Source organism: Algibacter sp. (assembly GCF_029245835.1).
Lineage (GTDB): Bacteria > Bacteroidota > Bacteroidia > Flavobacteriales > Flavobacteriaceae > Algibacter_B.
In genome coordinates, this window is record NZ_JAQWOO010000032.1 from 26,677 (window position 1) to 45,987 (window position 19,311).

The 19,311-nt window shown below is 34.5% G+C and carries 14 protein-coding genes, 1 pseudogene and 1 riboswitch; of the genes and pseudogenes, 14 read left to right on the forward strand and 1 reads right to left on the reverse strand.

The features are described 5' to 3' along the window. Window positions 1–111: 111 nt before the first annotated feature. A riboswitch (SAM riboswitch) is annotated at window positions 112–237 on the forward strand. 112 nt (window positions 238–349) lie between these two features. The 3 genes from P8K68_RS04945 to P8K68_RS04955 all read left to right on the forward strand — a co-directional run bounded on the left by P8K68_RS04945 (window position 350) and on the right by P8K68_RS04955 (window position 6,562). Next, window positions 350–1,624 carry an O-acetylhomoserine aminocarboxypropyltransferase/cysteine synthase family protein gene (locus tag P8K68_RS04945; RefSeq protein ID WP_300248562.1) on the forward strand — a complete coding sequence of 425 codons (1,275 nt, stop codon included), beginning with the start codon at window positions 350–352 and terminating at the stop codon, window positions 1,622–1,624. Between the two features lie 61 nt (window positions 1,625–1,685). Further along, entirely contained in the window at window positions 1,686–5,084 is a 3,399-nt protein-coding gene (gene thrA, locus P8K68_RS04950) for a bifunctional aspartate kinase/homoserine dehydrogenase I (protein ID WP_300248563.1), read from the forward strand. A gap of 302 nt (window positions 5,085–5,386) precedes the next feature. Next, on the forward strand, window positions 5,387–6,562 hold the full coding sequence (locus P8K68_RS04955; RefSeq protein ID WP_300248564.1) for an aminotransferase class I/II-fold pyridoxal phosphate-dependent enzyme: 1,176 nt from the start codon (window positions 5,387–5,389) through the stop codon (window positions 6,560–6,562). Between the two features lie 250 nt (window positions 6,563–6,812). On the opposite strand, the gene P8K68_RS04960 is transcribed toward P8K68_RS04955, so the two are convergent. Beyond that, on the reverse strand, window positions 6,813–8,267 hold the full coding sequence (locus P8K68_RS04960; protein WP_300248565.1) for a DUF3360 family protein: 1,455 nt from the start codon (window positions 8,265–8,267) through the stop codon (window positions 6,813–6,815). A gap of 382 nt (window positions 8,268–8,649) precedes the next feature. Between P8K68_RS04960 and P8K68_RS04965 the strand changes: the two genes are divergently transcribed. The 11 genes and pseudogenes from P8K68_RS04965 (at window position 8,650) to cysM (ending at window position 19,285) form a co-directional block, all read left to right on the forward strand. Continuing rightward, window positions 8,650–9,069 (forward strand): Rrf2 family transcriptional regulator, encoded by a 420-nt coding sequence (locus P8K68_RS04965; RefSeq protein WP_300248566.1) that lies wholly within the window; start codon window positions 8,650–8,652, stop codon window positions 9,067–9,069. A 161-nt stretch (window positions 9,070–9,230) separates the two neighbouring features. Continuing rightward, a complete protein-coding gene (locus P8K68_RS04970; RefSeq protein WP_300248567.1) occupies window positions 9,231–9,488 on the forward strand; it encodes a DUF2061 domain-containing protein in 258 nt (85 codons plus the stop codon). A 12-nt stretch (window positions 9,489–9,500) separates the two neighbouring features. Then, complete coding sequence (locus P8K68_RS04975) at window positions 9,501–10,121, forward strand: phosphoadenosine phosphosulfate reductase family protein (RefSeq protein ID WP_300248568.1); 621 nt, start codon at window positions 9,501–9,503, stop codon at window positions 10,119–10,121. A 116-nt stretch (window positions 10,122–10,237) separates the two neighbouring features. Continuing rightward, a complete protein-coding gene (cysD, locus tag P8K68_RS04980; protein ID WP_300248569.1) occupies window positions 10,238–11,143 on the forward strand; it encodes a sulfate adenylyltransferase subunit CysD in 906 nt (301 codons plus the stop codon). A gap of 165 nt (window positions 11,144–11,308) precedes the next feature. Then, the gene (locus tag P8K68_RS04985; protein WP_300248570.1) at window positions 11,309–12,556 is read left to right on the forward strand and encodes a GTP-binding protein; all 1,248 of its coding nucleotides are present in this window, start codon (window positions 11,309–11,311) and stop codon (window positions 12,554–12,556) included. Window positions 12,557–12,784: 228 nt separating this feature from the next. Continuing rightward, a pseudogene (locus tag P8K68_RS04990) lies at window positions 12,785–14,857 on the forward strand (HEPN domain-containing protein); the annotation flags it as partial. A gap of 39 nt (window positions 14,858–14,896) precedes the next feature. After that, window positions 14,897–15,658, forward strand: a complete 762-nt coding sequence (gene cobA, locus P8K68_RS04995; RefSeq protein WP_300248657.1) for a uroporphyrinogen-III C-methyltransferase — start codon at window positions 14,897–14,899, stop codon at window positions 15,656–15,658. Window positions 15,659–15,661: 3 nt separating this feature from the next. Then, complete coding sequence (locus P8K68_RS05000) at window positions 15,662–16,267, forward strand: bifunctional precorrin-2 dehydrogenase/sirohydrochlorin ferrochelatase (protein WP_300248571.1); 606 nt, start codon at window positions 15,662–15,664, stop codon at window positions 16,265–16,267. A gap of 69 nt (window positions 16,268–16,336) precedes the next feature. Beyond that, window positions 16,337–17,389: an NAD(P)/FAD-dependent oxidoreductase gene (locus P8K68_RS05005; RefSeq protein ID WP_300248572.1), complete on the forward strand. Its 1,053-nt coding sequence runs from the start codon at window positions 16,337–16,339 to the stop codon at window positions 17,387–17,389. A gap of 278 nt (window positions 17,390–17,667) precedes the next feature. Continuing rightward, entirely contained in the window at window positions 17,668–18,411 is a 744-nt protein-coding gene (gene epsC / locus P8K68_RS05010; RefSeq protein ID WP_300248573.1) for a serine O-acetyltransferase EpsC, read from the forward strand. Continuing rightward, on the forward strand, window positions 18,395–19,285 hold the full coding sequence (gene cysM, locus P8K68_RS05015) for a cysteine synthase CysM (protein ID WP_300248574.1): 891 nt from the start codon (window positions 18,395–18,397) through the stop codon (window positions 19,283–19,285). Before epsC ends, cysM begins: the two co-directional genes overlap by 17 nt. Window positions 19,286–19,311: the final 26 nt, after the last annotated feature.

Genomic DNA, 19,311 nt, shown 5'->3' on the forward strand with positions numbered 1-19,311 from the left:
GAAGTTTAATAACTCAATTGAGATTAAAAAATAAAAGTTTCTGCTAAAAAATTTGGATATTAACTTTTCTGAACGAATATTTGCACCCACAAAGTTCAAACACGTATTGAAATGTTATCAAGAAAGGCAGAGGGATTAGACCCGTTGAAGCCTTAGCAACCCTTTAAACTTATTAAAGAAGGTGCTAAATTCTACTTAAACTACCAATTCATTTATTGGTGTTTGGATAGATAACCCCAAAAAAATTACTTCAAGTAATTTTAAAAATTCTTTATAACATTTTTCTAATAAGCACACTTTTTAAGTGCATTTTGACTTTTTAAATTATTAATTAAAAAAAATTAGAAAAATGAGCGATCAAAAATTAGCAACAAACGCATTACACGCAGGACATGATGTAGCAGCAAACGGTGGAACAAGAGCTGTACCAATTTATCAAACAACATCATATGTTTTTAACAACTCAGACCATGCGGCAAACCTGTTTTCATTACAAGAATTAGGATTTATTTATACCCGTTTAAACAATCCAACAAACCAAATTTTACAAGATCGTTTAGCAGCTGTTGAAGGCGGAATTGGCGCGGTAGTTTTTGCGTCTGGAACAGCAGCGATTTCAACAGGATTATTAACGTTATTAAAAGCAGGAGACCATATTGTAGCGTCAAGTAGCTTGTACGGAGGCACATACAATTTGTTAAGTGTAACCTTACCAAGATTTGGTATTACAACAACCTTTGTAGATGCTTCAAACCCAGATAACTTTTCGGCAGCAGTGCAAGATAATACAAGAGCATTTTTTGTAGAATCTTTAGGGAATCCTAAATTAGATGTTTTAGATTTAGAAGCTATTGCAGAACATTCAAAAGCAGCAGAAGTGCCTTTTATAGTCGATAATACAGTGGCTACACCAGCATTGTTAAATCCAATTAAGCATGGAGCAAACATTGTAATACACTCATTAACTAAATATATTGGCGGCCAAGGAACATCTCTTGGGGGTGCTATTATTGATGCAGGTACTTTTAATTGGGCAAACGGAAAATTCCCAGAATTTACAGAGCCATCTGCTGGTTACCACGGGTTAAAATATCATGATGTATTAGGTGCAGCATCTTTTACTTTCAAATTAATTTTAGAAGGTTTAAGAGATTTTGGAGGCGCTATAAGTCCAACAAATGCTTTCAATATTATCCAAGGTTTAGAGACGTTGCCAGTTAGAATTAAACAACATAGTGAAAATGCTTTAGAAATAGCAACATGGTTGGAAGCGCAAGATGAAATAGCTTGGGTAAACTATCCAGGATTAAAAAGTAGTAAATACAATGCCTTGGCAAACAAATATTTACCAAAAGGTCAAAGTGGTATCGTAACTTTTGGACATAAAGGCGGTTTTGATGCTGCTAAAAAAATAGCTGATAACACTAAGTTGTTTTCATTGTTAGCCAATATTGGAGATACTAAATCTTTAATTATTCACCCAGGAAGTACAACACACCAACAATTAGATGAAGCAGAACAAGCTTCAGCAGGTGTGTCTGGAGATTTAATTCGTTTATCCGTGGGTATTGAAGATATTGACGATTTGAAAGCGGATTTGAAGCAAGCGTTCGCAACGATATAACTGAAATCATTATAGACCTGTCAGGTTTTTAAAACCTGGCAGGTCTAATAAAAATAAACCTTTGAAATATCCATTACAACACATCATTTTAAAAGATTTCACGACCCAAAATGGTGTGCTTAATTCTGAAATAAAGTTAAGTTATCAAGTTTTTGGTAAACCCTTAGGACATGCACCAATAGTTTTGGTAAACCATGCACTAACAGGGAACAGTGATGTTGCCGGAGATGATGGCTGGTGGAAAGATTTGGTAGGCGATGATAAGGTTATAGATACAAAAATCTATACCGTTTTAGCATTCAATATTCCGGGTAATGGTTTTGATGGATTTGTAATTGATAATTATAAAGATTTTGTGGCTCGAGATGTTGCAGAACTCTTTTTGAAAGGATTAAAAGAATTAAATACAGGTAAGGTATTTGCTGCTATAGGCGGTTCTTTAGGTGGTGGAATAGCTTGGGAAATGGCAGTTCTAAAACCTGATTTTACAGAGCATTTAGTAGTTGTTGCTACCGATTGGAAATCGACAGACTGGTTAATTGCCAATTGTCAAATTCAAGAGCAATTCCTGTTAAATTCCAAACATCCAGTGCATGATGCTAGAATGCATGCTATGTTATGTTACCGCACTCCAGAGTCTTTCAAAGAGCGTTTTAAACGTTCTAAAAATGATGATTTAGAGATTTTTAATGTGGAAAGCTGGTTGTTGCATCATGGTAAAAAACTGCAAGAGCGTTTTCAATTATCGGCTTACAAGTTGATGAATCAGTTATTAAAGTCTATAGATGTTACAAAAGGCAGGTCGAGTAATTTTAATGTACTTGAAAATATAGAAGCTAAAATTCATATCGTTGGTGTAGATTCTGATTTATTTTTTACGGCAGAAGAAAATAGAGAAACTCACAAACAGTTGGCGTTAACCCACCCTAATGTTACCTATAATGAAATTCATTCGGTACATGGGCATGATGCTTTTTTAATGGAATACGAACAACTCGAAAAAATTATAGAAGGCATTTTTGTGCCACATTCTAAAAGAAAACCTATGAAAGTATTAAAATTTGGAGGCAAATCTTTAGCCAACGGAAAAGGCTTGAGCACGGTGCTTTCAATAATTAAAAATAAGGTAAATGATGGAGAGCGATTAAGTATTGTTGTTTCAGCAAGAGGTTCTGCTACCAATGATTTAGAAGTTATTCTGAATAAAGCTTTAAAAGGCGAGTCTTATAAAGAAGACCTAGAAACGTTTAAAAAATATCAAATTGAACCTTTAAAAAGCATCGATTTTTATGAAGAATTTTCAACCTTAGATAAGTTATTTGAAGGCGTTAGTTTACTTCGCGATTATAGTAAAAAAACAAAAGATAATATTTTAGCGCAAGGCGAATTATTATCCGTGAAACTCATTGCTAGTTTGTTAAACCAGCTGGGTATAAAAGCCAATGCAACAGATGCTCGGATATTTATTAAAACGGATGAAACTTTTGGTAATGCACAGCCTTTATCAAAAATATCAAAAGAAAACACACAAGCTTATTTTAGTAAAAATAAAGACACTATTAATGTCGTTACAGGTTTTATTGCTTCAAATTTAAAAGACGAAACAACCACCTTAGGAAGAAATGGTAGTAACTATACAGCCGCTTTATTGGCTAATTTCTTAGATGCTGAAGAATTACAAAACTACACACACGTAAGTGGTATATATACTGCAGATCCTGTTTTAGTTCCGGACGCTAAACAAATTAGAGAATTATCATTTAGTGAAGCCAATGAATTAGCCAATTTTGGGACCTCTGTATTACATGCAAAAACTATAATTCCTTTAGTTGAAAAGAATATCAACCTACGTATTTTGAATACGTTTAATGCAGATGATAAAGGCACCTTAATAACAGCAAAACCAAGTACTAAAGAGGTAACATCATTATCTATTTTAGACAATGTAGCGTTGCTGAACCTTGAAGGTCGAGGTTTACTTGGAAAGATTGGTGTGGATGCTAGAATATTTGGTGCATTAAGCAAATATGGCATTAGTGTAAGTATCGTGTCTCAAGGTTCTTCAGAACGAGGCATCGGTTTAATTATTGATGCAGACCAAGCAAATCAAGCCGTTATTGCTTTAGAGCGTGAGTTTGAAAGTGATTTTTATTCTCAAGATGTGAATAAAATTGCTGTGATTGATGACGTAGCGGTAATTTCTATTATTGGAATTGAACTGAGTTCATTTCATAAACCATTTAATGCCTTAATTAAAAATCAAATCACACCATTACTTTTTAATAATACCGTTACTGGAAAGAATGTGAGTTTGGTGGTTAAAAAATCGCAATTACATAAGGCTGTAAATGTGATTCATGGTGAAGTATTCGGGATTTCTAAAAAGATAAATATTGCTATTTTTGGACACGGTGGTGTTGGTGGCGCTTTAATAAATCAAATTTTAAAATCGAAAGACGATATTGAGAAACGCAAAGGGATTAACTTAAATGTTTTTGCTATTGCAAATTCTAAAAAACTGATTTTAAATAAAAATGGTGCTGATGCAAACTGGGAAGATGCTATAAAATACAGTGCGTACGAAAGTGCTATCGATGATATTATTACCTATGCGAAGAACCACCATTTAGAAAACTTAATTGCGGTAGATAATACAGCGAGTTCAGAATTTTACCAGAATTATATTCCTTTAGTTGAAGCTGGTTTTGATTTAGTATCCTCTAACAAAATAGCGAATACTATTTCTCATGATTTTTACAAAGAATTACGAGTTCAATTAAAAGAAAATAATAAGCAGTATTTATATGAAACTACGGTTGGCGCAGGATTACCGTTAATTGATACCATTAAATTGTTACATGAATCTGGAGAGAATATTACTAGAATTCGTGGTGTATTCTCTGGAACATTAAGTTATTTATTCAATAATTTTTCGGTTGAAGACAAGCCGTTTAGCGAAATTATTCAAGAAACTGTTGATAAAGGTTTTACAGAACCAGACCCACGTGAAGATTTTTCAGGAAATGATGTAGCTAGAAAGCTTTTAATTCTTGCAAGAGAGTTAGATTTGCAAAATGAATTTGAAGATGTTGAGGTGTTGAATTTAATACCTGAAGCATACAGAGCTATTTCAGTTGAAGATTTTTTATCGCAATTGCATGTTTTAGACGACCAATATCAGAAGATAAAAGACGACCAAAAAGAGGGGCATGTGCTAAGGTATGTGGGCGATTTATCGGGAGATTTGTCACAAGAAAAAGGACGTTTAGAAGTGAAATTAGTTTCCATTCCAGAAGATAGTACGTTGGGTCATGTAAAGGGGTCTGATGCTATTTTTGAAATATTTACAGAAAGTTATGGGGAACAACCTATTGTGATTCAAGGTGCTGGAGCTGGGGCAGAAGTAACAGCAAGAGGCGTTTTTGGAGATATTTTGAGGTTGAGTAAGCATATTAATTAAATAGACTTATTATTTCTGCGAAGGCGGGAATCTAGAAGTTCAAGCCTTATTGGTTGTCGAAAAACAGACCTACAAGGTTTTGCAAATCTCGCAGTTCTGCTAGTAGATAAATATGATGTTTAGTTTGAAAACTGTTTTTGGAGGATAGGTGCATTAGGGATTGCAGAGGAAAGCTCACAGCCCGACGAAGGAGGTGCGAGGACTTGCAACGTAAAGCCCGACCCTTTAGGGTAATGCCCAAATAAAAAAAATTAAAATAGACCTTTCAGGTTTTCAAAACCTAAATGGTCTGAAACTAAGAAATGAGCAAGAATAAAAAAAAAATTGAAACCGAAGCTATAAGAATACAGAGTGAAAGATCTCAGTTTTCAGAGCATTCTACACCATTATATCTAACTTCTGGATTTGTATTTGACGATGCTGAGGACATGAGAGCATCATTTGCTGAAGAAAAGCAACGCGATTTATACAGCCGTTATAGTAACCCAAACGTTAGCGAATTTGTAGATAAAGTTTGCGCCATGGAAGGTGCAGAAGCAGGTTTTGCATTTGCGAGTGGCATGGCTGCGGTGTTTTCAACATTTGCTACCCTTTTAGACGCTGGAGACCATGTGTTATCATGCAGTTCTGTATTTGGGGCAACTCATGGTTTGTTTACCAAATATTTCCCTAAATGGAATATTGAGTGTTCTTATTTTAATATTAATGAAGTTGATAGTATAGAGGGTTTAATTCAACCAAATACAAAGTTTATTTATGCTGAAACACCAACAAATCCTGGAGTGGATGTCTTAGATATGGATGCGCTGAGTGCTATTTGTAAAAAGCATAATTTGTTATTGGTTATTGATAATTGTTTTGCGACGCCCTATTTACAAAACCCAATTAAGCATGGTGCTGATTTAGTGATTCATTCAGCTACCAAACTAATGGATGGACAAGGTCGTGTGCTTGGTGGCATTACAGTTGGTAAAAAAGAGTTGATTCGAGAAATTTATTTATTCTCTAGATTGACAGGGCCATCCATGAGTCCTTTTAACGCTTGGGTATTATCTAAATCTTTGGAAACCCTTGCTCTTCGGGTTGAGAAACATTGTGAAAATGCTTTAAAATTGGCAATATATTTAGAGGCACATCCTAAAGTAAAATGGGTAAAATATCCGTTTTTAAAGTCTCATCCTAAATACGAAATTGCTAAGAAACAAATGCGATTAGGAGGTAATATTATTGCTTTTGAAGTGGAAGGTGGTTTAGATAGTGGTAGGGCCTTTTTAAATGCCATTAAAATGTGCTCATTATCAGCTAATTTAGGAGATACAAGGACTATTGTAACACATCCAGCAAGTACGACACATGCTAAGGTAGAGCAAGATGTAAAGGTTGCGGCAGGTATTACAGACGGTATGGTGCGTGTTTCAGTTGGTTTAGAACATGTGGACGATATTATTGAGGATTTGGAGCAAGCTTTAGAAAACTAAGCTTTTCAAAGTTCTATTTAATGTGTGAATATTGACTGCTTTTTTTAAACTCCATAAATCATCAGTAGAGGATAAAAAGAGAAACTCTATGTATTTTCATTATTATAGAAAAAACAACCCCGTTTTTATAGGCTTTTGGTCTGTTAACAGGGTTGTTTTTTTTATTTGAGTTTACAACTTAGTTTCTAGTCTGTAAGTATTTATTGATAACCTTAATTATTATAATTACTTTAAACATATTCTACTTTATTTAAAACATTCCAGGAATACCTGGAAGTTGTCCTACTAAGGCTAAGGAAACTATGCAAATAATAAACATGATACCTGGGATAATTAGTTTTTCTTTTAAGGACAATTCTTTCGCTCTTTCTTTATCGCCAATTAAGCCAAGGTTATCAAGTAACATGGTTAAGGCCCAACCAAAAACAGGGTTTACAAAAGCACAGGCAAAAATACAAGTACCTGCACTTAGGGAGTCATTATGTTTTTGTACCATTTGCATCCCGGCCTCTAGTAATGGTAAAAATACACCAACAATAAGAGCGACTCTAAGTACGGGTTCCCACATGGCTAAGTCCATGGGGTAGCCAAAAATAGCAGCTAAAACACATAGCAATGCCGTAAGTATTGCGCCACCCGGAATTGGGCGTTTTGCAATTGCCGCAGGAATCATATAAGTTCCCCAAGAAGACGCTATATTTCCTCCTCCTAAAAAAGATCCTACAATTTGACGAATGGAAGCTACGGTCATGGTGTCATCAACATCCATTAAAACATCTTTTGCTTTTTTAGGATAGTTTAATTCTTGAAATACGCGATGACCTAAATAATCTGGAGACCACATGGCTACTGCTAGAATAGCGAAAGGAATTACTGCTATATAATGGCTAAAATCTGGCCATCCTAGTTGCCAGCCTGTATGCTCTCCCCACCACCATAAAGGGTTCATATGTGGTAAACCAGGTTTTGTGGAAAACTCAAAATCAGCACCCATTGAAAAAGCAATAATACCAGCAAGAGCAGAGCATAAAGGAATAGCAAGCCATCTTTTTTTAATACGAGCTAAATAGGCGTAAATAAGAATAGTTACTCCAATAACTACAAACGAAATCGTACTTGTTTTAGCGTTTGAAGCCCAAGTTTCTAATTTTGTTATTTGACCAATAAGACCAACAGCGCCTAGATAAATAAGTAGACCGCCACGAACTCCTACACCTGTTAAGGTCATCAGTTTAGACCCTCCTTTTGTAATACTTAAAGTGAGTCCAAAAACACCAATAAGAATTCCTAAAGCAAGTGGATGTCCTCCTGCAGCAGCAATAACAGGTATTAAGGGTATCATGGGGCCATGTGTGCCTGCTAGATTTGCACGAGGATTAAGGATTGCAGAAAAGATAATAACAAAAATCCCGCCGGCTATCAATAGTTCATATCTAACATTTTCTGCAACAAATTCTGGCGAAAGACCAAATTGAGTTGCAAAAGCGGCTACCATTGCTGTTACCATGACAACTTTACCTATAGTTGCCGCTAAAGCAGGAACCCAATCTTCAATTTCAATATTAAAATCTCTAAAGGGTAAATGAATGCGCCAACGGCGAAACTTCATAATAGATAATTCATGTTCTAAATAGTCTTCTCTTTTTTCAAATTCACTTGACTTTTTACGTTGCTCTTGGTAAGAGTTGTCTTTGTCTTTCTTCATCTATAAGTTCTGTTAATAAAATACAAATTCACTAAATTAGGAATAGAAAGGTTTATTTGTCTATTCTTAAAATGACTGTTACAAAACTAGTATGTTCACTGTCTTTCAAATATGAGAATTGTTAGTTTTTTTGTTTTTTTTTTTTTTTTCAGATTTATATGTAAGTTTTTTAACTAAAGTTTTACTGATGTAAAAAGCCTATCATCGATGCAAAAGAAATGATTTAAACCTAAGTTTTGATTAGGTGGTATTTCAATAATGTGTTTTTTTATGGTTTAGATAAGTGGATACTTAGTGAATAATTTTTAGAATACTGGTTTTTAATAAATTATAAGTTTTTGTAAAACTAATAGCACTCCACTAAAATACTTATATTAGCATCATGCTATCTAAAAAAACAAAATACGGACTTAAGGCGTTAACTTTCATCGCAAGAAGTGAAAGTGATATGCCAGTTCAGGTTAGTCTGATTGCAAAAAGTGAACAAATTCCACCAAAATTTTTAGAAGGTATACTTTTAACCCTAAGAAAATCCGGTATTTTAGGTTCCAAAAAAGGGAAACATGGCGGCTACTATTTGCGACATAAACCTTCTGAAATAAAAATGACCGATGTGATGCGCGTTTTAGAAGGGCCAATTGCCATGGTGCCTTGTGTTAGTCTCAATTATTATGAAAAATGCGACGACTGCCCTGATGAAAACCTATGTAGTGTGCATAAACTCATGGTTCAAGTGCGTGATAATACACTTAAAGTGTTTAGAAATACGACTTTAGCTGATTTGTCTAATACTAATGTCTGAAGAATTCTCAATATTTTTCTGTATTTAACAAGATTATTCACTCTTTACTCTAAAATTATTCCATTATTCTAAAAAGTTGTTAAATCTCTTTTTTGTCTTGTAAAATGTTTTACATTTGTATTCCCTACTAAATCGATAGGGTTAATATAAAACAATTACAAATGATTGCACAAATGTTAGTAAAAAACAAAGAAAAATCGACCTATAAGGAGGACAGTACCAATGAAAAACCTTTGAGAAGTGTTGTGAAATCTCTTAGTTGGAGAACCATTGGAACTTTAGATACGATTTTGATTTCTTGGTTGATAACAGGTAAGTTAGACTTAGCATTTTCAATCGGTGGTATCGAGCTGGTTACTAAAATGGTGTTATACTTTTTCCATGAGCGTGTTTGGAATTCAATTAAGTGGGGTAAATAAATAGCGATTAATATGTTTACAGATACTCAAATAGAAGAATTAAACAAAAGTTTTGAAAAAGCAACACCTTCTGAAATTATTCATAAGGCTTTTGAGCTTAATAAAAAAGCAGTTGTTACAACTAATTTCAGGCCTTATGAAGCTGCTATTTTGCATGCAGTCAGTAAAATAGAATCTACGATTCCTGTGGTTTGGTGTGATACGGGTTATAATACACCTCAAACGTATAAGCATGCAGAACAAGTTATTAAAGATTTAAACTTAAATGTGTCTTTATATGTGCCAAAACAAACGTCTTCTCATAGGGATGTGGTTATGGGAATACCAAGTGTAGATGCGCCAGAACATGGGTTGTTTACAGAGCAAGTAAAGCTTGAGCCCTTTAAAAGAGCCATGGATGAGCATAAGCCTAACGTTTGGTTTACAAACCTACGTCAAGGTCAAACTGCATTTAGAAATAGCATAGGGATTTTTAGCTTAAGTAAAGATGGCGTTTTAAAAGTGAGTCCATTTTATTATTGGTCTGATGAAAAACTAGATGCCTACCTTGGCGACAATAACTTACCAAACGAGTTTAAATATTTCGATCCAACAAAAGCATTAGAAAATAGAGAGTGTGGTTTACACGCTTAATTTAGTTTACGGTCGCAGTCACGGTAAACACTAATAAAACTAAATAGAAACAACAATATTCTTACTACACCCGAGTAAGAATCCCTCCCTTCTGGGGAGGTTAGGTGGGGCTTATTATGAAAAAAGACACATCAACTATCAATTCATTAGAAAACGAAGCGATATACATTATGAGAGAAGTGGCAGCGCAGTTTGAAAAGCCTGTGTTATTATTCTCAGGAGGAAAAGATTCAATTACGTTAGTAAGGCTGGCTGTTAAAGCATTTTATCCTGCAAAAGTGCCTTTTCCACTAATGCACATTGATACTGGGCACAACTTTCCGGAAACAATTGAATTTAGAGACCGTTTGTGTAAGGAATTAGGTTTAGAATTGATTGTTAGAAATGTACAAGATTCTATTGATGAAGGAAAAGTAAAAGAAGAATCTGGACGTTACGCAAGTAGAAATATGTTGCAAACGACGACACTTTTAGATGCGTTAGAAGAATTCAAATTTGATGCAGCTATTGGTGGAGCAAGACGTGACGAAGAAAAAGCAAGAGCAAAAGAACGTATTTTTTCAGTTCGTGATGATTTCGGACAATGGGATGAAAAAAATCAACGCCCAGAGTTGTTTGATATGTTAAATGGAGAAATTGATCATGGTCAAAATGTTCGTGTATTCCCAATTTCAAACTGGACAGAATTAGATGTTTGGTCTTACATAGAAAAAGAAAATATCGAAATTCCATCCATTTATTTTGCACACAAACGTAAAGTCTTTTTAAGAGATGGTATGATTTGGTCTGCTGAAGATGAAGTGGTTTATAGGGATGATAACGAAGAAGTATTAGAAAAAATGGTGCGTTTTAGAACCGTTGGCGATATGAGTTGTACTGCAGCAGTATTATCAGACGCTGTTTCAATTTCTAAAGTAGTGGAAGAAATTAGAGATTCTACAATATCAGAGCGTGGCGCACGTATTGATGATAAACGCTCTGAAGCAGCCATGGAAAAACGTAAACAACAAGGGTATTTTTAAAAAGCCCACTAGCCCTCAGAAGGGGGAACTAGTAAGTTTGCTTATAACAAATCCTGCGAGTTTTTAAAAACCTTGTAGGTATAAAAATTAAATTTAAAACAACAATACTTTTACTTCACCCGAGTAAGAGTTCCTCCCTCTTGGGGAGGTTAGGAGGGGCCGCTTATGGAAGTATTAAAAATAGCAACAGCAGGAAGTGTAGATGACGGAAAAAGTACGCTAATAGGACGTATTCTTTACGATACAAAATCGTTAACTACAGATAAGTTAGAAGCCATTGAAAAAACGAGTAAACAACGTGGTTATGATTACTTAGATTTTTCATTAGCTACGGATGGTTTAGTTGCCGAAAGAGAACAAGGTATTACTATTGATGTAGCACATATTTATTTTTCAACTAAAAAGAAAAGTTACATTATTGCAGATACTCCTGGTCATGTTGAGTATACAAGAAACATGGTAACCGGAGCTTCAACATCACAAGCATCTATCATCTTAATTGATGCTAGAAAAGGGGTGATTGAGCAAACTAATCGTCACTTCTTCATCAATAATTTATTAAGAATTAAGGATGTGGTTGTTGCCATCAATAAAATGGACTTGGTTGATTATTCTGAAGCCACTTACAATAAAATTAAAGCTGATTTTTCTGAATTGATGAGCAAAAGAGACTATCAAGATCAAAAAATAACATTCATCCCAGTGAGTGCTTTAAAAGGTGATAATGTTGTAAACAAATCCGATAAAATGCCATGGTATAAAGGTGAAGCTTTGTTGGAGCATTTAGAACAATTAGATAAAGCTGATATTTTTAATGTGGGAACACCACGTTTTCCTGTGCAATATGTGGTTCGTCCAAAAACTGAAGAATTTCATGATTATAGAGGTTATGCTGGAAAAGTTTATGGAGGCGATTTAAGTGTTGGTGATGACATTATTGTATTGCCCTCAAAAACACGTTCTAAAATAAAAGATATTTATTTCTATGATGAAACTTATGAAACAGCTTCAAGACGCTCATCTGTAACCATTACTTTAGAAAACGATATTAATGTAAGTCGTGGAGACATGATTGTAAAAGAAAACGACTTACCAACAATTGATAAGCAATTTACTGCCAACATTTGTTGGATGGATTCAGAACAATTAACTCCTGGAGGAAAGTATATTGTTCAGCATGGTGTTAATAAAGTATTGGCTAAAGTGGATCGCATCAACCACAAAATAAACCCAGATTATTCAGGTTTTGAAAAGAACGTTACGGGTTTGTCAATTAATGATATTGCGTCAGTAAGTTTCAAATTAAACAAACCAATTTTTTATGATCAGTTTAAAAATCATAGAACAAACGGGTCTTTTATTTTAATCGATCCACAGTCAAATCATACGGTTGGTGCTGGTTTTATCCAGTAAAAAGCCCCTAGCTCCCGAAGGGCGAAATAGCTAGGTTTGATAAAAATAAGTTTTCTTATAAGGTTTAAAAACCAAATAAGTATTGAAAAAATAAATAAAAATAAGTTGCTTCTCATGAGTAATATTTTCTCCCTTTTTGGGAGGTTAGGAGGGGCTTTTAATAACAATATTCTTGCTTTACCCGAGTAAGAATTCCTCCCCTTTTGGGAGGTTAGGAGGGCCTTGTATATGCAAAGTTTTAGAACAGAGTTTGAAAATCCAATTGTAGAAAAGGATATTATAGAATTAGCCAATAAAATTGAGCTTTTTCATAACGGTAAAATAGACGAAGAAAAATTTAGAAGTCTGCGTTTAGCACGTGGAGTTTACGGTCAGCGTCAAGAAGGCGTTCAAATGATTCGTATTAAACTGCCTTACGGAAAAGTAAAAAGTAATCAATTACACAGAATTTCTGATGTTTCAGATGAATATTCAAGAGGAAGATTACATATTACAACTCGTCAAGATATTCAAATTCACTATGTGGATTTGAATAGAACTCCAGAATTGTGGGCAGAATTAGAAAAAGATGATGTTACGCTTAGAGAAGCTTGTGGTAACACCGTAAGAAACGTAACAGCAAGTGAGACTGCGGGTATCGATATTGATGAACCATTTGATGTGTCTCCTTATGCAGATGCGTTATATAAATTTTTCTTAAGAAACCCTATTTGTCAAGAAATGGGACGTAAGTTCAAGGTTTCTTTTTCATCATCTGATGAAGATACAGGATTGTCATACATGCACGATTTAGGATTTATAGCTAAGATTAAAAATGGAGAACGTGGTTTTAAAGTGATGATTGGTGGAGGATTAGGTTCTCAGCCTCGTATTGCAGATGTGTTATACGATTTCTTGCCTACGGATAAAATTATTCCAGTGATGGAAGGGGCTTTAAGAATTTTTGACCGTCATGGTGAACGTAAAAGTCGTGCTAAAGCGCGAATGAAATTCTTAATAAAAGATATAGGGCTAGATGCTTTTAAAGCTTTGGTTGAAGCAGAACAAAATGCGATTGAATTCAAATCAGTTGCCATTGATGTAGATGCTTATGAAGCTTCAGTGCCAGTTACTGTTACTGAAATTCCTGAAGTAAGTATTAAAGACCAACAAGCATTTGAAACTTGGAAGTCAACAAACTTAATGCCTCAAAAACAGGAAGGTTATGTGGCTATAGGTATTAAAGTACTGCTCGGAGATTTTTATACAGACAAAGCTAGGTTGTTAGCAGATTTAGTTGAAAACTATGCGGCTGGCGAGATTCGTTTATCACTTCGTCAAAATATAGTAATTCCTTTTGTGAAAAGAGAATTAATTCCGTTTTTCTACACAGAATTAGAGAAACTTGGTTTTGTTGAAGCAGGGTATAATAAAGCCATTGATATTACAGCTTGTCCCGGAACAGATACATGTAACCTTGGTATTGCAAGTAGTACAGGGATTTCTGTGGAATTGGAACGTATGCTTAAAGAGGAATATCCACAGTATTTGAAGAACGAAGATTTAGTGATTAAAATTAGTGGATGTATGAATGCTTGTGGACAACATAATATGGCAAATATTGGTTTCCAGGGGATGACGGTAAGAACGCCAGATAAATTAGTTGCTCCAGCATTACAAGTATTGTTGGGAGGTGGTAATTTAGGAGACGGAAATGCAGCATTTGCAGATAAAGTAGTAAAAGTACCAAGTAAAAGAGGACCAGAAGCTTTAAGACTTATTCTGAATGATTTTGAGGCTAATGCTAACGGAAAACCATTTGTTGAATATTACAAAGAAAAAGGTGAAAAGTATTTTTACGATTTCTTAAGTGATTTACAAGATGTTACTAATTTAACTCAAGAAGATTTTATTGATTGGGGTGAAGAAGAGAAATATGTTAAAGAGATTGGGATTGGTGAATGTGCTGGTGTCGTTATCGATTTAATTGCTACTTTATTTTTAGAAAGCGAAGAGAAAATTGGAAATGCAAAAGAATCTTTTGATAATAAAGTGTATTCAAGTGCTATTTATCATGCTTATAGTTCTTTAGTTAATTCTGCGAAGGCGTTATTATTAGCTGAAAATAAGAAAACAAATACGCATGCCGGAATTATAAGTCAATTTGATGAGTTGTTTATTGAAAGCGGAAGTATAGATTTAGGTGCTTCTTTTTCCGAATTGATATATCAAATTAATAAATTTGCACCAACTAAAGATTTTGCTACAAAGTATATTGAGAATGCAAATCAGTTTTTAGAAAAAGTAAGAGCTTACAGAGAAACTCAAACTAAACTAGAAAAAAAGCTGTTTAATAAAATAATGAGTATTAACAATCCAAAATTAACTGTTGTAGGTGCTGGACCTGGCGATGAAGATTTAATTACGCTTAAAGCAATTAAGGCGATTGAATCTGCAAACGTTATTTTATATGATGCGCTTATTAACGAATCGTTACTTAAATATGCTTCAGAAGACACCGAGCTTATTTTTGTAGGGAAACGTAGAGGGTGTTATGCTTTTCAGCAGGAGCAAATTAATGAGCTAATTGTTACTAAAGCCAAAGCGAAAGGTCATGTAGTAAGATTGAAAGGTGGCGACCCATTTATTTTTGGTCGTGGTGCAGAGGAGATTGATTATGCAAGAGAATTTGGTATAGAAACCTATGTAGTTCCTGGTATTTCATCGGCATTAGCGGTTCCGGCTTATCAAGGCATTCCGTTAACAAAACGAGGGGCTTCAGAAAGTTTTTGGGTAGTTACTGCAACTACAAAAGACCATGCTTTATCAAGTGATGTGGAGTTAGCAGCAAAATCAACTGCAACTATCGTTATTTTAATGGGTATGCATAAGTTGAGTGAAATAGTTAAAGTGTTTTATGCTGAAAATAAAAGAAATACGCCTGTAGCTATTATTCAAAATGGAACCCGAGATAATGAAAATGTAGGTGTTGGAACGATACGTAACATTCAACAGGTTGTGAAAGAAAAGCAACTTGCAGCTCCAGCCATTATAGTGATTGGAGATGTTGTGAAAGAAAGAGCAACATTAGATTCGATATCAAAAGAAGTGGTTGAACAATAAATTATGGAAAGAAATAATTTATATCCTATTTTTTTGAAAGCTAAAAGCTTAAATGTGCTTATTGTTGGAGGTGGGAATGTCGCTGAAGAAAAATTAACGTTCTTATTAAAATCGAGTCCTGATGCACATGTAACTATGGTGTCGCCGATGTTTCTGGAGGGCACTATAGCCCTTGCAAAAAAAGGATGTGTTACATTGGTTGAAGATGTTTATAAAAAAAAGTATATAATTGGCAAGCATATGGTTGTTGCAACGACAGATATACCTGATGTTAATGTTCAGGTTTGGAAAGATTGCAGAGCAGAATCCAAATTAGTAAATGTTGCCGATAATCCACCATATTGCGATTTTTATATGGGAGGTATTGTAACAAAAGGCAATGTAAAAGTGGCTATTAGTACTAATGGAAAGTCGCCAACCACCGCAAAACGTTTGCGTCAGTTTTTTGAGGATGTGATCCCTGAAAATGTAGACGATTTGGTAAAGAATTTAAACGAGTATAGAAAAACAATAAAAGGGGATTTCGAAGAAAAAGTGGAAACTTTAAACGAATTCACAAAAGGATTAATTGAAACATCAGATAGAAAGATTAATCAAAAAGAAAAATAATTACAATAATGTTACATGTGACCATTTAAAAGCAATAAGAATGAGCACATTAAAAAAAAGAATCATAGAATGATTAAGACTGATATACTTATCATAGGTGCAGGACCAACAGGTTTATTTACTGTATTTGAAGCAGGATTATTAAAATTGAAATGTCATTTAATTGACGCATTGCCGCAACCAGGAGGACAATGTTCTGAGATTTATCCTAAGAAGCCTATATATGATATTCCTGGATTTCCAGAAATTTTAGCTGGAGATTTAACTAGAAATTTATTGGAACAAGGCAAACAATTCGAGCCTGGATTTACGTTAGGTGAGCGTGCTGAAACTATCGAAAAACAAGACGATGGCTCTTTTATTGTTACTACAAATAAAGGGACACAACATCATGCGCCTATAGTTGCTATTGCAGGTGGTTTAGGGTCTTTTGAACCTAGAAAACCAGCTATTGAAGGTATTGCAGACTATGAAGATAAAGGTGTGGAATATATTATTAAAGACCCTGAGTTTTACAGAGATAAACGTGTTGTGATTTCTGGTGGTGGAGATTCTGCATTGGATTGGAGTATTTTCTTGACAGATGTGGCTTCAGAAGTAACCTTAATTCATAGAAGAAACGAATTTAGAGGCGCTTTAGATTCTGTTGAAAAAGTAGGTGAGTTAACTAAAGCTGGTAAAATTAATTTAGTAACACCTGCCGAGGTAAAAGAATTACATGGTGATGGGAAAATTGAAGCGGTTAGTTATGTTAGAGATGGCGAAACTATTAAAAAAGAAACAGACCATTTTATTCCATTATTCGGGTTGTCTCCAAAATTAGGACCCATAGGGAATTGGGGATTAGATATTGAAAAGAATGCGATTAAAGTTGATAATTCCCTAAATTACCAAACAAATATTCCTGGTATATTTGCTATTGGTGATGTAAACACTTATCCTGAGAAATTGAAATTGATTTTATGTGGTTTCCATGAGGCTACTTTAATGTGCCAAGCGGCTTACAGAATTATTAATCCAGGAAAAAGATTAGTATTAAAATATACAACAGTTAGTGGTATTGATGGTTTTGATGGATCTCGTAAAGAAGCTCCAAAAGCAGTTGTTCAAGCCATTAATTAATGCAAATTATATAAAATTTAGTTTTGAAAATGACCTTGGCGGATAGCTGCATTAGGGATTGAAACGGCATCCTTTTTTGACATTAAAAGCAAAAAAGATATAGTGGAAAGCCCGACCCTTTAGGGGAATGCCAAAACATAAAAATGATTAATAAATATAATCCTGCAAGGTTTTTAATACTTTGTAGGATTTAGTGTTTCATATAGGAGGGATTTAAAAGGATAAGTTTTACTTTTGTTTTCTGATATTTTAAGCACTAAATAATTCAAATCGCGCAAATGAAAAGTTATAATGTTTGTTTGAAAGATACCGCAAAAACATTCACGAAAAGATTGTTTTATGCTTTATTTGATTGTGAGCAAGAGGAAGTTCATGAGCATTATTTAGAAGAAACATTTATTAAAATACTTACTAAGTTAGAGATAGAGAATGGCAAGGCAATTTGGGCGACATTTAAAACTGAACTTCCTGAAATAAGAAAGAAACTCGATTTAGATGCTATTGCTTTTGAAAATAATGACCCAGCTTCACACTCTTTAGCTGAAATTTATATGGCTTATCCTGGTTTTTATGCCATTTCAATTTATAGATTAAGTCATGCGCTTTATAAATTGGGGGTTTATATTTTACCAAGAATGATGAGTGAATATATTCATGGGATTACAGGTGTTGATATTCATCCGGGAGCAACTATTGGTGAGTCTTTTTATATAGACCACGGAACTGGAATTGTAATTGGGGAAACATCTATTATTGGTAACAATGTTAAGATTTATCAGGGTGTTACTTTAGGTGGTATTTCGGTATCAAAAAGTATGGCTTCCACAAAACGACATCCAACTATTGAAGACAATGTGTGCATTTATGCTAATGCCACTGTTTTAGGAGGCGATATTGTGATAGGCGCAAATAGTATAATAGGCGCTAACGTTTGGATTACCGAATCTGTGCCTGAAAATTCATTAGTAACGTATCAAACTGAAATTAAAATAAGACCAAGAAAAAATGGAATTCGAAAATAGTATTATTGGTCAAATAGGCAATACACCATTGGTTGAAGCTACACATTTGATATCAAAAAAAGGGGTTAGGCTATTTCTAAAATTAGAAGGGAATAATCCTGGTGGAAGTGTAAAAGATAGACCAGCTTTTAATATGATTAATGAGGCCTTAAAACGAGGTGACATTAAAAAAGGAGGCACTTTAGTTGAGGCTACCAGCGGAAATACTGGTATTGCATTAGCTTTTATTTCCAAGCTTTTAGGATTGAATATGGTATTAATTATGCCTGAGAACTCAACTGAAGAGCGTGTTAAAACGATGCGTGCTTATGGAGCTGAGGTTATTTTAACACCTGCTGATGTTGGTATTGAAGGGTCTAGAGATTTAGCTTTTAAGCTTCGTGATGAAAAAGGCTATACGCTTTTAAATCAGTTTGAAAATGATGATAACTGGAAAGCGCATTATAAAACTACGGGTCCTGAAATTTGGGAAGCAACAAAAGGGAAAATTACACATTTTGTAGCCACCATGGGGACTACAGGAACAATAATGGGGACTTCTAGCTTCTTGAAAGAGAAAAATAAGGCTATTACAATTGTTGGCGCTCAACCTGCTGATGGAGCTAGAATACCTGGAATTCGTAAATGGTCTCCAGATTATGTGCCAAAGTTTTTTGATCGTTCTAAAGTAGATGTTGTTATTGATGTTACAGAAGAAGATGCTAAAACAACAACCATAAATTTAGCCAAAGAAGAAGGTGTTTTTGCAGGTATGAGTAGTGGTGGTTCTGTGTATTGTGCTTTAAAAACAGCTGAATCTATTGATGAGGGCGTAATTGTGGCTATTATTTGCGACAGAGGCGATAGGTATTTGTCATCAACATTGTTTGAGTAAATCATTATGTAATTATGCTACGAGAT

Bases quoted from the DNA above. Each gene is read 5' to 3' on its own strand.
- P8K68_RS04945 (WP_300248562.1), top strand. From the start codon at position 350: ATGAGCGATCAAAAATTAGCAACAAACGCATTACACGCAGGACATGAT.
- P8K68_RS04955 (WP_300248564.1), top strand. From the start codon at position 5,387: ATGAGCAAGAATAAAAAAAAAATTGAAACCGAAGCTATAAGAATACAG.
- P8K68_RS04960 (WP_300248565.1), bottom strand. From the start codon at position 8,267: ATGAAGAAAGACAAAGACAACTCTTACCAAGAGCAACGTAAAAAGTCA.
- P8K68_RS04965 (WP_300248566.1), top strand. From the start codon at position 8,650: ATGCTATCTAAAAAAACAAAATACGGACTTAAGGCGTTAACTTTCATC.
- P8K68_RS04970 (WP_300248567.1), top strand. From the start codon at position 9,231: ATGATTGCACAAATGTTAGTAAAAAACAAAGAAAAATCGACCTATAAG.
- P8K68_RS04975 (WP_300248568.1), top strand. From the start codon at position 9,501: ATGTTTACAGATACTCAAATAGAAGAATTAAACAAAAGTTTTGAAAAA.
- cysD (WP_300248569.1), top strand. From the start codon at position 10,238: ATGAAAAAAGACACATCAACTATCAATTCATTAGAAAACGAAGCGATA.
- P8K68_RS04985 (WP_300248570.1), top strand. From the start codon at position 11,309: ATGGAAGTATTAAAAATAGCAACAGCAGGAAGTGTAGATGACGGAAAA.
- cobA (WP_300248657.1), top strand. From the start codon at position 14,897: ATGAGTATTAACAATCCAAAATTAACTGTTGTAGGTGCTGGACCTGGC.
- P8K68_RS05000 (WP_300248571.1), top strand. From the start codon at position 15,662: ATGGAAAGAAATAATTTATATCCTATTTTTTTGAAAGCTAAAAGCTTA.
- P8K68_RS05005 (WP_300248572.1), top strand. From the start codon at position 16,337: ATGATTAAGACTGATATACTTATCATAGGTGCAGGACCAACAGGTTTA.
- epsC (WP_300248573.1), top strand. From the start codon at position 17,668: ATGAAAAGTTATAATGTTTGTTTGAAAGATACCGCAAAAACATTCACG.
- cysM (WP_300248574.1), top strand. From the start codon at position 18,395: ATGGAATTCGAAAATAGTATTATTGGTCAAATAGGCAATACACCATTG.